This window comes from Luteimonas rhizosphaerae (assembly GCF_002849595.1).
Taxonomy (GTDB): Bacteria; Pseudomonadota; Gammaproteobacteria; order Xanthomonadales; family Xanthomonadaceae; genus Luteimonas; species Luteimonas cellulosilyticus.
Genome location: NZ_NRQR01000013.1, coordinates 42,163 through 56,587, shown reverse-complemented (window position 1 = coordinate 56,587; position 14,425 = coordinate 42,163). Strand labels below are relative to the sequence as shown.

The 14,425-nt window shown below is 72.5% G+C and carries 12 protein-coding genes; 6 read left to right on the top strand and 6 right to left on the bottom strand.

Translation table 11 applies throughout. The features are described 5' to 3' along the window. Window positions 1-9: 9 nt before the first annotated feature. The gene (locus CJ022_RS06165) at window positions 10-3,876 is read left to right on the top strand and encodes a YhdP family protein (protein WP_101925796.1); all 3,867 of its coding nucleotides are present in this window, start codon (window positions 10-12) and stop codon (window positions 3,874-3,876) included. Between the two features lie 120 nt (window positions 3,877-3,996). After that, window positions 3,997-5,445 carry a metalloprotease TldD gene (gene tldD, locus CJ022_RS06160; RefSeq protein WP_101925971.1) on the top strand — a complete coding sequence of 483 codons (1,449 nt, stop codon included), beginning with the start codon at window positions 3,997-3,999 and terminating at the stop codon, window positions 5,443-5,445. Window positions 5,446-5,525: 80 nt separating this feature from the next. On the opposite strand, the gene yjgA is transcribed toward tldD, so the two are convergent. Then, on the bottom strand, window positions 5,526-6,119 hold the full coding sequence (yjgA, locus tag CJ022_RS06155) for a ribosome biogenesis factor YjgA (RefSeq protein WP_101925795.1): 594 nt from the start codon (window positions 6,117-6,119) through the stop codon (window positions 5,526-5,528). Between the two features lie 59 nt (window positions 6,120-6,178). On the opposite strand from yjgA, the gene pmbA reads away from it, so the two are divergent. The 3 genes from pmbA to CJ022_RS06140 all read left to right on the top strand — a co-directional run bounded on the left by pmbA (window position 6,179) and on the right by CJ022_RS06140 (window position 8,600). Further along, window positions 6,179-7,540 (top strand): metalloprotease PmbA, encoded by a 1,362-nt coding sequence (gene pmbA, locus CJ022_RS06150; RefSeq protein WP_233198635.1) that lies wholly within the window; start codon window positions 6,179-6,181, stop codon window positions 7,538-7,540. 73 nt (window positions 7,541-7,613) lie between these two features. Next, window positions 7,614-7,982: a DUF4870 domain-containing protein gene (locus CJ022_RS06145; RefSeq protein WP_101925793.1), complete on the top strand. Its 369-nt coding sequence runs from the start codon at window positions 7,614-7,616 to the stop codon at window positions 7,980-7,982. A 174-nt stretch (window positions 7,983-8,156) separates the two neighbouring features. Beyond that, entirely contained in the window at window positions 8,157-8,600 is a 444-nt protein-coding gene (locus CJ022_RS06140) for a DUF4870 domain-containing protein (RefSeq protein ID WP_158238367.1), read from the top strand. 192 nt (window positions 8,601-8,792) lie between these two features. Here CJ022_RS06140 and CJ022_RS06135 read toward each other — a convergent pair whose 3' ends face one another. From CJ022_RS06135 to tilS, 3 genes are read right to left on the bottom strand one after another with little or no spacing between them, the layout of a single operon-like run. Continuing rightward, window positions 8,793-9,704 carry a farnesyl diphosphate synthase gene (locus tag CJ022_RS06135; RefSeq protein WP_101925791.1) on the bottom strand — a complete coding sequence of 304 codons (912 nt, stop codon included), beginning with the start codon at window positions 9,702-9,704 and terminating at the stop codon, window positions 8,793-8,795. Continuing rightward, complete coding sequence (locus CJ022_RS06130; RefSeq protein ID WP_101925970.1) at window positions 9,697-9,972, bottom strand: exodeoxyribonuclease VII small subunit; 276 nt, start codon at window positions 9,970-9,972, stop codon at window positions 9,697-9,699. The genes CJ022_RS06135 and CJ022_RS06130 overlap by 8 nt, the downstream gene beginning before the upstream one ends. Before the next feature lie 10 nt (window positions 9,973-9,982). After that, complete coding sequence (gene tilS / locus CJ022_RS06125) at window positions 9,983-11,317, bottom strand: tRNA lysidine(34) synthetase TilS (protein WP_101925790.1); 1,335 nt, start codon at window positions 11,315-11,317, stop codon at window positions 9,983-9,985. 100 nt (window positions 11,318-11,417) lie between these two features. On the opposite strand from tilS, the gene CJ022_RS06120 reads away from it, so the two are divergent. Next, window positions 11,418-12,479: an NADH:flavin oxidoreductase/NADH oxidase gene (locus CJ022_RS06120; RefSeq protein WP_101925789.1), complete on the top strand. Its 1,062-nt coding sequence runs from the start codon at window positions 11,418-11,420 to the stop codon at window positions 12,477-12,479. Between the two features lie 100 nt (window positions 12,480-12,579). On the opposite strand, the gene CJ022_RS06115 is transcribed toward CJ022_RS06120, so the two are convergent. Together CJ022_RS06115 and CJ022_RS06110 are read right to left on the bottom strand one after the other, a co-directional pair. After that, window positions 12,580-13,329: a tetratricopeptide repeat protein gene (locus CJ022_RS06115; RefSeq protein WP_101925788.1), complete on the bottom strand. Its 750-nt coding sequence runs from the start codon at window positions 13,327-13,329 to the stop codon at window positions 12,580-12,582. Between the two features lie 14 nt (window positions 13,330-13,343). Further along, on the bottom strand, window positions 13,344-14,303 hold the full coding sequence (locus tag CJ022_RS06110; RefSeq protein ID WP_101925787.1) for an acetyl-CoA carboxylase carboxyltransferase subunit alpha: 960 nt from the start codon (window positions 14,301-14,303) through the stop codon (window positions 13,344-13,346). Window positions 14,304-14,425 lie beyond the last annotated feature (122 nt).

Here is a 14,425-nt window from a genome sequence, read left to right as displayed (position 1 = left end):
GAGTCGCCCGTGACCACGGCGTGGGCGACGCGCCTGCGCCGGGCGCGTCACGGCGGCGGTCTGCTCGTCGCCGCGGTCCTGGTGACGATGGCGCTCGCCGCGATCGCCGCGTCGCAGCTGCTGCCCTGGGCGGAGCGCCATCCGGATCGTGTCGAAGCCTGGCTCAGCGCGCGCGCCGGGCGCCCGGTGGCGTTCGAGACCCTGCGCACCGAATGGACCCGGCGCGGCCCGTTGCTGCGCGTCACCGGATTGCGGATCGGTGATCCGGACGCCGCGGTCCCGGTCGACGAGGCCGAGATCCAGGTCGCGCAATACAGCGGCCTGTTGCCGGGACGGTCGCTGACCGAGCTGCGCCTGCGCGGCCTCGCGCTGACCCTGCAGCGCGACGACGACGGCCGCTGGCAGCTGCTCGGTCTGCCGGGCGCCGCGCATCCCGGCGACGATCCGCTGGAGGCGCTGGAAGGACTCGGCGAGCTGCAGGTCATCGCGGCCCGCCTGACCGTCGACGCACCGTCGCTGGGGCTGCAGCACACGCTGCCGCGGATCGATCTGCGGTTGCAGGTCGACGGCCGCGAGGCGCGCGGGTCCGCGCGGGCCTGGATCGAGGCGGACGGCCAGCCCGTCGACGTGCGCCTGGCGCTGCAGCGCGGCGACGGCAGCGGGCGCGCCTACATCGCGATGCCGCGCAACGACCTGCAGGTGTGGTCGCCGCTGCTGGCGGCGACCGGCGTCGCGATCGCGTCCGGACACGGGCACGTGCGCGCCTGGCTCGACCTGCGCGAGAAACGCGTCGTGGCGGTCACCGCCGACGTCGCGCTGGACACCATCGCCCTGCAGCGCGCCGACGCCGTCGCGTCCGGCGCGACCGACGCGCACCGGGTCACGTTCGACGGCATGACCGCGCGCGGCCGCTGGACCGTCGCCGACGGCGACTGGCGGGTCGATGCGCCGACGCTGCGGGTCGTGCACCAGGGTCGCGAGCAGGTGCTCGACGGCTTGCTGCTGGCCGGTGGCCGACGCATCGCGATGCAGGCGGAACGGGTCGAGATCGCGCCGGTGCTGGCGCTCGCCGCGCTGGCCGACGGCGTGTCGCCGGGCCTGCGCGACTGGCTGCAGGCCGCTGCGCCGCACGCGCTGCTGACCGACGTCGAACTCGCGGCCGACCGCGGCGGGCCACTGCGCATCGCCGCGCGCGTGGCCTCGCTCGGCTTCTCGCCCGTGGGCGTGCAGCCGGGGCTCGACGGTCTCGGCGGCACGCTGAGCGGGGATGCCGACGGCGTGGTGTTCGCGTTCGATCCCGCCGCGCGCCCCGTGTTCGACTGGCCCGCGGGCTTCGGCGTCGCCCATCCGTTGCGCCTCGACGGCACGCTGGCCGGCTGGCGCGACGGCGCGGGCTGGCATGTCGGCACGCCGGCGTTGCGCGTCGAAGGCGACGGTTACGCCGCCGATGCGCGCATCGAGCTGTGGTTCCAGGGCGACGGCACGCGGCCGCGGATGGACCTCGCCGCACGCGTCGACACCGCGCAGATTCCGGTGGCGAAGAAGTTCTGGGTCCGGCACCGGATGCCGCAGGCGGCGCGCACGTGGCTGGACATGGCGCTGGTCGCGGGCGAGGTCCGGGACGGTCGCGGTATCGTCGCCGGCGAGCTCGAGGACTGGCCGTTCTCCGCGATCGGCGCGCACGGCACCCGCGGCGTCTTCGTCGCCGAAGGCCGGATCGCGGACGCCACCGTGCGGTTCCAGGACGACTGGCCGGCGCTGCAGGCACTCGACGGCGACCTGCGCTTCGTCAACGACGGCTTCCGCCTGACCGGCGCGACCGGGCGCCTGGACGAGGTCGAGGTGCGCGACATCGAGGGCGGCATTCCGCAGTACGGCCGCAGCGGCGTGACCGTGCAGGCGCGCGCCGACGGCGATGCCGCCCGCCTGCTCGCCCTGCTGCGCGCCAGTCCGTTCGAGTCGCGGCTCGGCGACACGCTGGCGCGATTGCGCGTGTCCGGTCCGGCCGCTGCCGACGTCACCGTGGCGGTGCCGCTGGGCGCGGCGGCGGTCATCGACGGTCGCGTGCAGCTCGACGGCATCGCGGCGGAGGACACCGGATTCGACATCGCGTTCCAATCGCTGCGCGGCCTGGTCGGTTTCGACCAGCGCGGCTTCAGCGCCGATGCGCTCGACGCGCTGCGCGGCGGGCAGGCGGGGCGCCTGTCGCTGCGCGCCGGCGACGGCCATGTCCGCGACGGTGCGCAGGCCTTCGAGGCCGACCTGGCGATGCCGCTGTCGACCCGCGACCTGCTGTCGCGCGCGCCCGATCTCGCGTGGCTGCAGCCGCTGGCCGCAGGGCGCTCGCCGTGGACGGTCGCGGTCTCGGTGCCGAAGACCAGGGCCGGTGGCGTCGAGGCCCGGCTGCGGCTTCATTCCGATCTCGTCGGCACCACGCTGTCGTTGCCGGCCCCGCTCGATAAACCGGCAGCGCGAGCGCTGCGGACGACGGTCGAGACGCCGTTGCCGTTCGGCAGCGGCGACATCGACGTCGCCTTCGGCGAGCGGCTGGCCTTGCGCGCCCGCACCAGCGGTGGACGCACCGGGATCCGGGTCGCACTCGGGACCGGCCGCGTCGACAGCGCGCCGCCCGCCGCCGGCCTCGTGATCGGCGGCCGCACACCGGTCGTCGATCTGATCGACTGGTTCGGTCTGGCCGGTGGATCCGCCGGCGGCGGCGATGGCCTGGCACTGGCCGGCGTGGACCTCGTGGCCGACGACCTGCAGCTGCTCGGCGGACGGTTCGGGCCGACGCGCATCACGGCCGCGCAGCGCGGCGGCACGACCGAAGTCGCCTTCGACGGCGCCGCGCTCGCGGGCACGCTGCGCGCCCCGCAGGCGACCGGCACGCCGGTCGAGGCGCATCTGCAGCGGCTGCACTGGCAGGCGCCGCCCAGGCCCGACACGGGCGCGGCGACCGGAACCGCCCGGCGCGCCCCGCCGGCGCCCGACGACGACGCGCTCGATCCCGCGGCGCTGCCGCCGATCCACGTCGTCGTCGACGACCTGCGGTTCAACACATTGCCGCTCGGCACGGCCAGCGTGCAGACACGACAGGTGCCCGGCGGACTCGAGGTCGAACACCTGCGGGTGCGGGCGCCGGGGCAGCAGATCGACGTCGCGGGGCACTGGACCGGGCGCGGCGCGGACGCCAGCACGCGCTTCACCGCCGATGTCGAAAGCGCGGATTTCGGCGCACTCGCGTCGGGGCTCGGGTTCGCGGGCAGCATCCAGGGCGGACAGGGCCGGGTGGACTTCGACGCGTCCTGGCCCGGCGCACCGACGGCCTTCGACGTCACCCGGGTCCGCGGCGCGATGACGCTGGCGATCAAGGACGGCCAGCTGGTGGAGGTGGAGCCCGGCGCCGGCCGCGTGCTGGGGCTGCTGAGCGTCGCCGAACTGCCGCGGCGCCTGATGCTGGATTTCCGCGATTTCTTCAACAAGGGCCTGGGCTTCAACCGCATCGGCGGCGACGTGCGGTTCGGCGATGCGCATGCCCGCAGCGACAATCTCGTCATCGAGGCGCCTGCGGCCGAGATCCGCATCAGCGGCAGCTCGGACCTGCAGGCGCGCACGCACGACCAGGCGATCGAAGTGCTGCCGCGGACCGGCAATCTGCTGCCCGCGGTCGGCGCGCTGACGGCCGGGCCGGTCGGCGCCGCGGTCGGCGCGGTCGCGAATGCGGTGCTGCGTCGACCGCTCGGCGAGCTTGGCGCCAAGACCTACCACGTCAGCGGACCCTGGCAGGATCCGCAGGTGGACGTCGTCGACCGCCGCGGCACTGGCACGACGTCACCGCCCCCGACGCGCCCACGAGGTCCCGCGTCCGCGGACTGACGCGCTGCGTCCCGCTGTCGATTCGCCTGATGCCTGCGCAGCGCCGGAGCCGCGCCGACCCGCGCACGCGGTTGCCATTCCTGCCACAGCCCCCACACTGGACCGATGACCGAAACCACGATGTCCCATGCGTCGCCGCTCGCGCTCGCCGAATCCCGTCTGCTGCTGCCCGCCGGCCTCGACGGCCCCCAGCTCGACCATGCCTTCTCCGCGCTGCTGGGGCCGGGCATCGACTTCGGCGACCTGTATTTCCAGCACGCGCGACGCGAGAGCTGGTCGGTCGAGGACGGCATCGTCAAGAGCGGTGCGCATTCGATCGAACAGGGCGTCGGCGTCCGCGCGATCAGCGGCGAGAAGACCGGCTTCGCGTATTCCGACGACATCAACACCGGCGCGCTGCTGAGCGCCGCGCAGTCCGCGCGCGCGATCGCGCGCGACGGCCGCGAGCACGCGCCGCATGCGCTGGTGCGCGGCAATGCGCATGCGCTGTACCCGGCGGCGGATCCGATCGACGGCCTCGGCAGCGCCGAGAAGGTCGACGCGCTGCGCGTGATCGACCGTCTGCTGCGCGCCGCCGATCCGCGCGTGCAGCAGGTCATGGTGAGCCTGTCGGGCGGCGTCGATACCGTGCTGGTCGCACGCAGCGACGGTGTGCTCGCGGGCGACGTGCGGCCGCTGGTGCGGCTCAACATCACCGTCCTCGTCGAGCAGAACGGGCGTCGCGAATCGGGCAGTGCCGGCTACGGCGGTCGTTACGGCTACGACGTGCTGCTCGGCGACGGCAAGCCCGAACGTTTCGCGCGCGAAGCACTGCGCCAGGCGCTGGTGAACCTCGAGGCGATCGACGCACCGGCCGGCCCGATGCCGGTCGTGCTCGGCGCAGGCTGGCCGGGCGTGCTGCTGCACGAGGCCGTCGGCCACGGCCTGGAAGGCGATTTCAACCGCAAGGGCACCAGCACCTACGCCGGACGCATGGGCCAGCGCGTCGCTTCGCCGGGCGTGACCATCGTCGACGACGGCACCCTCGACGGGCGCCGCGGTTCGCTCAACATCGACGACGAGGGCACGCCGACGCAATGCACGACGCTGATCGAGGACGGCGTGCTGACCGGCTACATGCAGGACACGCTCAACGCGCGCCTGATGGGCGTCGCGCCGACCGGCAACGGCCGCCGCGAGTCGTTCGCGCATCTGGTGATGCCGCGGATGACCAACACCTACATGCTGGCCGGGCAGGACGACCCGCAGGACATGATCCGCTCGGTGAAGAAGGGCCTGTACGCGGTGAACTTCGGCGGCGGCCAGGTCGACATCACCAGCGGCAAGTACGTGTTCTCCGCGACCGAGGCCTATCTGATCGAAGACGGGAAGATCACCGCACCGGTCAAGGGCGCGACGCTGATCGGCAACGGTCCGGAGACGATGCAGCGGGTGCGCATGATCGGCCACGACATGGCGCTCGACGACGGGGTCGGGGTCTGCGGCAAGGACGGCCAGAGCCTGCCGGTCGGTGTCGGCCAACCCTCATTGCTGATCGACCAGATCACCGTCGGCGGTACCCGGGCCTGAGCGCGGTGCGTGCCGAGTCGACTCGCCGTCGCGGTGCGATCGCGACGGGATGGCACCGCGGGCCGCGCCCGCGGTGTCGATCAACGGGCGGCGTCGTCCGCCGGCGCGGAATCGTCGGTGTCCGTACCCGTGTCGTCCTGGCGCTCGGCCGCGCCTTCGCCGGCGAGGATGTCGCGCAGCGCGCGGAACAGTTCGCGGAAGTTGGTCGGCGGCTTGTTCTTCGCGCGCTCGGCCAGCGTGTTGCGCACCAGCTGGCGCAGGTGCTGGCGGTCGGCCTGCGGGTAGTCGTCGAGCAGGGCGGCCAGCGCCACGTCGCCTTCCTCGAGCAGGCGCACGCGCCATTGCTCGGCCCGGTGCAGGCGCGCGGTGTCGACGCGCGCGGCTTCACCGCCGATATCGAGCGCATCGCGGATCGCGTGCAGCGTGTCGTCGTCCTCGCGGCGCATCTGCTTGGCCAGGAACGCCTGCTGGCGCTTGCGCGCGATGTGCGACGTGATGCGCCGCGCCTCGGCGATGTGCGGCAGCAGGTTGTCCGGAATCGGCAGCTTCGCCAGCTGGCCGTCGGGCAGCGCGATCAGCTGTTCGCACAATGCCAGCACTTCCAGCGCCTCGCGGCGCTGCTGTTTGCGGCTCGGGCCCAGGTATTCCCCGGTGTCGTCGTCTACGCCTCTCATTGCAACAGGATAAGCCATTGAACAGCGCCTTACCTTCGGCCGCGCGCAATCCGCGCGACGTGCACGATCCCGACGCGTCGCAGGCGCGCCTCGACGCACTCGCGTCGCTGTCGCAGCAGCTGCTCGACCGTTGCCGCGCGCAGGGCGCGACCCAGGCCGAAGTGTCGTGTTCGGAAGACGTCGGCCTCAGCGTCAACGTGCGCATGGGCGAGGTCGAGACCGTCGAATCCACGCGCGACCGCGGCATCGCGGTGACCGTCTATTTCGGCCAGCGCAAGGGCAGCGCCAGTACCGCCGACCTGCAGCCGGGCAGCCTCGACGCGACCGTCGACCAGGCCTGCGCGATCGCGCGCTTCACCGAGGACGACGACGCGGCCGGTCTCGCCGACGCCGCCTTGATGGCGCGCCCGGGCGCGGGCGGGCGCTTCCCCGAGTTCGACAGCTGGCACCCGTGGGCGCTCGACGCCGACCGCGCCGTCGACCTGGCCCTGGCCTGCGAAGCCGCCGGACGCGACGCCGACCCGCGGATCGCGAATTCCGATGGCGCATCGGTCAGCACCGCGCGCTCGCTCGGCGTCTACGCCAACAGCCACGGCTTCGTCGGCGCCGAACGCGGCAGCCACCACAGCATCGGCTGCGCGCTGATCGCCGGACAGGGCGAGGCGATGCAGCGCGACGGCTGGTACAGCATCGCGCTGGCCGAGGGCGATCTCGAGTCGCCGCAGGCGATCGGCCGGCACGCCGCGCAGCGCACGCTGGCGCGGCTCGCGCCGCGGCCCATCCCGACCGGCAGCTATCCGGTGCTGTTCCAGGCCGACGTCGCGCGCTCGCTGGTCGGCCACCTGCTCGGCGCGGTATCGGGTGGCGCACTGTATCGCCGGGCGAGCTTCCTGCTCGACAGCGTCGGCACGCCCCTGTTCCCGGACTGGTTCTCGATCGTCGAGCGGCCGTTCCTGCCACGCGGTTTCCGCTCGGCCGCGTTCGATGCCGAAGGCGTCGCGACCCGCGACTCCGCGCTGATCGAGGACGGGGTGCTGCAGCGCTACGTGCTGGGCAGCTACTCGGCGCGCAAGCTGGGCCTTCAGACGACGGCCAACGCGGGCGGCGTGCACAACCTGCAGATCGCGAGCAATGCCGGGGATCTCGACGCGATGGTGCGCGGCATGGGCACCGGCCTGCTGGTCACCGAGCTGATGGGCCAGGGCGTCAACGGCGTGACCGGCGATTACTCGCGCGGCGCCGGCGGCTTCTGGGTCGAGCACGGCGAGATCGTGCATCCGGTCGACGGCATCACCATCGCCGGCAACCTCAGGACGATGTTCGCCGCCATCGAGGCGGTGGGCAGCGACATCGACCCGCGTTCGCACGTGCGCACCGGCTCGATCCTCGTCGGCCGGATGACCGTCGCCGGCGGCGATTGACGTATTCTGCGGATACCGGCGCGGCAGGGGGTGCCGCGCCAACGCGTTCCACTCCATCACCAGGGGATCCACCATGAGCGAATACCACGAGGTACCGGTCGGCGGCGCGGCGAATCAGGACGACCGCACGCTGGCGATGCTGACCCACCTGTCCTGCATCGTCTTCAACTTCGTCGGCCCGTTGATCGTCTGGCTGCTCCACAAGGACAAGCCGGAGAAGACCTTCCTCGTCGACCAGGCCAAGGAAGCGCTCAACGCCTGCATCACGACGATGCTGGTCTACGTCGCGCTGTTCGTGCTGACCGTCATCACGTTCGGGCTGGCCAGCCCGCTGTCGTTCCTGTTCTGGATCGCGACGGTGGTGTTCTTCATCATCGCCGGTCTGAAGGCCAACAACGGCGAGGCCTACCGCTATCCGGCGATTCTGCGCCTGGTGAAGTGAGCCCGGGCCGTTTCGGCGCCGATGTGCGGAATCCGAAGCCCCGACGTCATGCGTCGGGGCTTTTTCTTGCGCGCACCATCACCGATCCCGGTGCGGGACCCTGCCATCGGTTGGGTTGTATCGCCTGCGGCCGCTGCCATATTCGAAGACGTGATCACCCACCGGAGTTGCGCCATGCACGACACGATGCCGTCCCGTTCCCTGCCCGACACCAGCGACCGCCAGTGGGCCGCCGGCGCGCACGTCGGCGCCCTGGTGCTCGCCCTGTTGACGAGCTGGATCTCCGGGCTCGCCGGTGCGCTGTTCGCGGGCGTGGTCTACCTGATGAAGCGCGACAGCGCGCCCTTCGTCGCCGAGCACGCGCGCGAGGCGCTGAACTTCAACCTGTCGATGTTCCTCTATGCCTGCGCGATCGGGGTGCTCGGTGTCGTGCTGCTCGGCGCGACCGTGCTGACGCTGGGAATCGGCGCCATCGTCACCCTGCCGCTGGGCCTGGTGCTGGTGGCCGCGATCTGCGCGCTGGCGGTGGCATGGCTGGTGTGCAGCATCGTCGCCGCGATCAAGGCCTGGAATGGCGAGGCCTACCGCTATCCGCTGTCGATCCGGCTGGTGCGCTGACCGACCGTTGAGGCTCGAGCGCACGGGCGCGCTCCACCTGTAGGCGCGCGCTCGCGCGTGAACGGGAGCGACGGCGCATCGGCTGGCAGGCGAGCGCCTCCGCACGTCGCAAGAACGCGACGATGGACGTGAATATTCCCGTGTGGCGGCGTCCGCGCACGTCGCGCGCGCCCGCGCCGGATCTGCAGGGGACTAGTGGTCCCGCTCGACCGCCTGCCGGCCCAGTTCGACGAGCGGTGCAGCTGCCGACCCGAACGGCGCGAGCGCCTCGCGCATCGTCGATGCGAGCTCGGCCAGGCGCGCGCGCGAGGCGTCGGCACCGATCAGCGCGGGGAACGTGGCCTTGTCCTGTTCGACGTCCTTGCCGGCGGTCTTGCCGAGCGTCTGGCTGTCGCCCTCGATGTCGAGCAGGTCGTCGCGGATCTGGAACGCGAGGCCGAGCGCCCCGGCGAAGATCTCGAGCCGCGCGCGCGTCGCGGCGTCGACGCCGGCGGCAAGCGCGCCGAGCGACACCGACGCGCGCAGCAGGGCGCCGGTCTTCATCGCGTGCAGGCGCTCGAGCGCCTCCAGGGAGACCGCGGCGCCATCGCCGGTCGCCGCGGTGTCGAGCGCCTGGCCGCCGCACATGCCGATCGCGCCGGACGCGCGCGCCAGCACGGCGACCATCTGCAACCGGGCCTCCGCCGGCAGCGCCGCGCTGCCCGCAAGGGTCGAGAACGCGAGCGTCTGCAGCGCATCGCCGGCGAGGATCGCGGTCGCTTCATCGAAGGCGACATGCACCGTTGGCTGGCCGCGACGCAGCGCGTCGTCGTCCATCGCCGGCAGGTCGTCGTGGACCAGGGAATAGGCGTGGACCAGTTCGACCGCGACGGCCGGCGCATCGGCCGACGCGGGCGTCGTGCCGAATGCCGCCGCGGTCGCGTGCACCAGCAGCGGGCGCATGCGCTTGCCGCCGAGCAGCACGGCATGACGCATCGCGGCGTGCAGGCGCGGCTCGGTGCCGGCGCAGCTGTCGAGTGCGTGGGTCAGCGCCGCATCGGTGCGGGTGCGCCACTCGGCGATCCGCGCGGCGGTCGCGTCGTCGCGCACGGCGGACTCAGGCATCGCGGGCGTCGCCGGGCAGCGGCGCGAACGGCTGCGCGCGCTCCGGTGCCGCCGGGTCGCTGAGCAGGCGCACGCGCTGCTCGGCATCTTCCAGCGCCTGCTGGCACTGGCGATACAGGCTGACGCCGCGTTCGTAGGCGCCGAGCGATTCCTCCAGGCTCATCTCGCCGGCTTCCATCTTCTCGACCAGTTGTTCGAGCTGGCCCAGCGCGTTCTCGAAGTCGGCGACGGGGGAGGGGGTCTCGGCGGTGGCGGATTTCTTCGGCATGTCGGCCATTCTAAGGCATCGACGTGGACGGCCGACTCACCTGCAGACCCGGACGCTGCCAGCGCATCACGGCGCCGTGCGTGCGCAACCAGGCGTCGGCCTCGGCGGCAAATGCGAGGTCGCCCGCCGCCAGCAGACGATCCTCATCGTCGACCAGCAGCGGCAGCCCGGCGCGGACCCACGGCGGCACGCCGAGCGATTGCAGCACGTGTTGCAACGCATGCGAATGCGGGCGACCGGGCTGGACGATGCGCTCGCCGCCGCGGCGCGCGCGCACCGTGACCGGCCAGGGCCAGGCGGCGGCCGGCGCCAGGCGCAACACGCCGCCGCCCGGCAGCGGCAACGGGGTCTCGCCGGTCCAGCGCACCTCGAACGCTGCCGGCAACGGCGGGTGCGCACGATCGGCGTGCAGCAGGTCGCGCCAGCGCTGCAGGCGGCAGCCGTGCCACTCGAAACAGGGCGTGCGGTCCGAGCTCGCGGCGAGGCCGGTCGCGTCGCACCACGCCACGCCCGCGGCCGGCAGCGGCGCGAGGCCGAGGCCAGCCACCCAGCGCCGCAGCACCCGCGCGCGCCGCGCCGCTGGCAGTCCGCGTAACGCCTCGACCCGCAGCACCTGCGGATCGAGGCTGCGCACCTGCGCCAGTGCGTCGGCATCGCCGCTGTCGAGCAGACCCACCGTGCCGGCCTGCAGCTCGGCCGCAGTCGCCAGCGCGGCGGCCGCATGCGGCCAGCGCGTGCGCAGCAGCGGCAGCACCTGGTGGCGCAGGAAGTTGCGATCGGCGTCGTCGCGGGCGTTGCTGGGATCCTCGACCCACGTCAGTGCGTGGCTGCGCGCATAGGCGAGCAGGGCCGCACGCGGCGTGTCGAGCAGCGGCCGCCACAGCTGGCCACGCGCGAGCGGCCGCTGGGCGCGCATCGCCGCGAGGCCGTCGGGACCGGACGCGCGCAGCGCCCGCAGCAGGAAGGTTTCCGCCTGGTCGTCGCGGTGGTGGGCGAGCGCCAGCAGTTCGCCGTCGCCGAGCGCCCCGGCGAACGCGGCATGGCGCGCAGCGCGTGCGGCACCTTCGAGGCCGAGACCGCTGGCGCGGTCGACCACGACCCGCACGACCGCGAGCGGCACGTCGAGCGCAGCGCAGAACCCGCGGCACTGCGCGGCCCAGGCATCGGCACCGGCCTGCAGGCCGTGATGCACGTGCACCGCGCGCAGCCCGCGCGCGCGGAGGTCGGGATCGCGTGCGAGCCGGTGCAGCAGCGCCGTCGAATCGAGGCCACCGCTGAAACCGACCAGCACCGCGCCGCCCTCGGGCGCGACAGGCAGCGGCAGATCGGGGAAGGCGGACGTCATCCGCGCATGGTGCCACGCACCGGATGCAGCGATCCGGCGGTGCGCTCGCCGCCGCCGCGCATGACGCCTACAGTCGCGGTTTACCTGCCGGAGCCCTGCGATGTCCCTGCTGTTCACCCCGCTGCGCCAGCGCAGTCTGACGTTCGCGAACCGGCTCGTGGTCTCGCCGATGTGCCAGTACTCCGCGCGCGACGGCATGCCCGACAGCTGGCATCTGGTGCACCTGGGCAGTCGCGCGGTCGGCGGTGCCGGCGTGGTGTTCACCGAAGCGGCGGCGGTGACGCCCGAAGGCCGTATCTCGCCCGAAGACACGGGCATCTGGAACGACGCGCAGGCCGCGGCGTGGGCGCCGATCGCGGCCTTCATCCGCGCACAGGGCGCGGTGCCGGCGATGCAGCTCGCCCACGCGGGCCGCAAGGCCAGCACGTTCGCGCCGTGGCGCGGGCAGGGCGCCGTGGCCGAAGCCGCGGGCGGCTGGCCCGTGGTCGGTCCGTCGACGCTCGCCTACGACGCGTCCTACCCGCAGCCGCAGGCGCTCGACGCGGACGGCATCGCGTCGCTGGTGTCGGCCTTCCGCGATGCCGCGCTGCGCGCGCTGCAGGCCGGCTTCGAACTGGTCGAGATCCACGCCGCGCACGGCTATCTGCTGCACCAGTTCCTGTCGCCGCTGTCGAACCTGCGCACCGATGGCTACGGCGGCGGTTTCGACGGCCGCGTGCGGCTGGTGCTCGAGGTCGTCGAGGCCGTCCGTGGCGTCTGGCCCGAGGCGTTGCCGTTGTGGCTGCGGCTCTCGGCGACCGACTGGGTCGACGGCGGCTGGACCGTCGAGGACTGCGTCTCCCTGTCGGCGCTGGCCGCGGCGCGCGGCGTCGACCTGGTCGACACCTCCAGCGGAGGGCTCTCGCGTGACCAGAAGATCACGCTGGGTCCCGGCTACCAGGTGCCGTTCGCCGCGCGCATCCGCCGCGAAGCCAAGGTGCCGACCGGCGCCGTCGGCCTGATCACGACGCCGGAGCAGGCCGAACGCATCCTCGCCGATGGCGAAGCGGACGTCGTACTGCTGGCGCGCGAACTGCTGCGTGATCCCTATTTTCCGCGCCGCGCGGCGGCGGTGCTGGGCGCGGACCTGCCCACGCCTGCGCAGTACCTGCGGGCTTGGTGAGCAGGGAGGGGAGTTTCATGGACGCGGGCGCGAGACGAACTGGCCCAGCGGGTGGCCGGGTCGTCACCGGCAAGGAGGCGGCTGCATCAGGCGCGCCGTTTCAGCGCGAGGACAGCGCCGATTCGCTCCTGGCGGCGTCGACCCATTCGCGTTGCTCGCGCCGGTAGTAAGCGGGTGCGAGTTCGGCCCGGCGCAGGGTCTCGGCGAACAGCGCGTTGGCCTCGTCCAGCTTGCCGTTCCGCTTGAGCAACTGGGCGTAGCGCACCCTCGCTTCCTCGCCCGGATAGCCCTGTACCAGCGCCTCGTATTCCTCGACGGAGGCATCGAAGTCGCCACTGGCCTCGACCGCGCGTGCGTACAGCAGGTGACCGGCGTGGGAACGGAACTCCGGATTGGCCGCGATCAATGTGTCGAGAGTCTCGCGCGCCGCTGCAGGTTCTCCGCGATGGAACTGCACCTGCGCCAGTCCGAGCATCAACACCGGATCGGTCGCGTACAGGCCGCGCAGCGATTCCCGATACAGCGCTTCAGCGGCGGCGTAGTCGCCATCGGCCAGCTTGCGTTCCGCGAGCCGCCGGCGGTTGTCGAGGGTGTCGGCGATCTCGAGACTGCGGTCGGCCGCGCGCGTATGCCGGCCAGGATCGATCCGATCGCGCACGCGCGTGACCACTCGATTCGCCCCCCGACTGTGGCGGAGATCCGGTAACACCGCGGCGAGCAGGTAGACCAGCACGCCGATGTAGGAACCGATCAGCAAGATGAACACCCAGTACAGCGGCCGGCCGGTGCGGACCACATGCACGGCACAGCCGATCTGCAGCAGGATGGACAGCAGCAGAACAGGACCCATCGAGACTTCCTCCGTTACGCGGCCTCGTAGGCGCCGTAGCTGCGCAGCCGCTGGTAGCGGCGTTCCAGCAGGGCCGGGATCGGCAGCTGTTCCAGCGCATCGAGTTCGTTGAGCAGCACGGCCTTGAGCCGGGTCGCCGTCTGGTGCGGGTTGCGATGGGCGCCGCCGATCGGTTCGCGCACCACCTTGTCGATCAGGCCCAGCCCGTGCAGGCGCTTGGCGGTGAGGCCGAGCTGCTCGGCGGCGTCGCGCGCCTTGCCGGCGTCCTTCCACAGGATCGACGCGCAACCCTCGGGCGAGATCACCGAGTAGGTGCTGTATTCGAGCATCAGGGTACGGTCGCCGACGCCGATCGCCAGCGCGCCGCCCGAGCCGCCTTCGCCGATCACGGTGCAGATGATCGGGGTCTTCAGCTCGGCCATTTCCAGCAGGTTGCGGGCGATGGCTTCGGACTGGCCGCGTTCTTCCGCACCGATGCCCGGATACGCGCCGGGTGTGTCGATGAAGGTCAGCAGCGGCAGCTTGAAGCGCTCGGCCATCTTCATCAGGCGCAGCGCCTTGCGGTAGCCCTCGGGGCGCGGCATGCCGAAGTTGCGGCGCACCTTGGTCTTGGTGTCGCGGCCCTTCTGGTGGCCGATGATGACCACGCTGCGGCCGTTGATGCGGCCGAGGCCGCCGACGATCGCGGCGTCGTCGGAATAGGCGCGGTCACCGGCCAGCTCCTCGAACTCGTCGCAGAACACCTTGATGTAGTCCTGGGTGTAGGGACGCTGCGGGTGGCGCGCCAGCTGCGAGACCTGCCACGGCGTGAGGTCGCGGAAGATGTGCGCGGTGCGCTTGCGCAGCTTGTCGCGCAGCGTGGCGAGTTCGGCGTCGATGTTGACCGCCGGGCCGTCGCTGGCCTGGCGCAGTTCCTGGATCTTCGCTTCGAGATCGGCGATGGGCTGTTCGAAGTCGAGGTAATTGGGATTCATGCGGGGTGGGACCATCCGGATGGGAGCGGGCCTGCGGGCGACGCCGGCCTGCCTGCGCTGCGCGCGGCGGGCCGGGCCCGGGGGCCGGGAGGGCGACAGTCTAGCCGACGACGTCGGAGAGA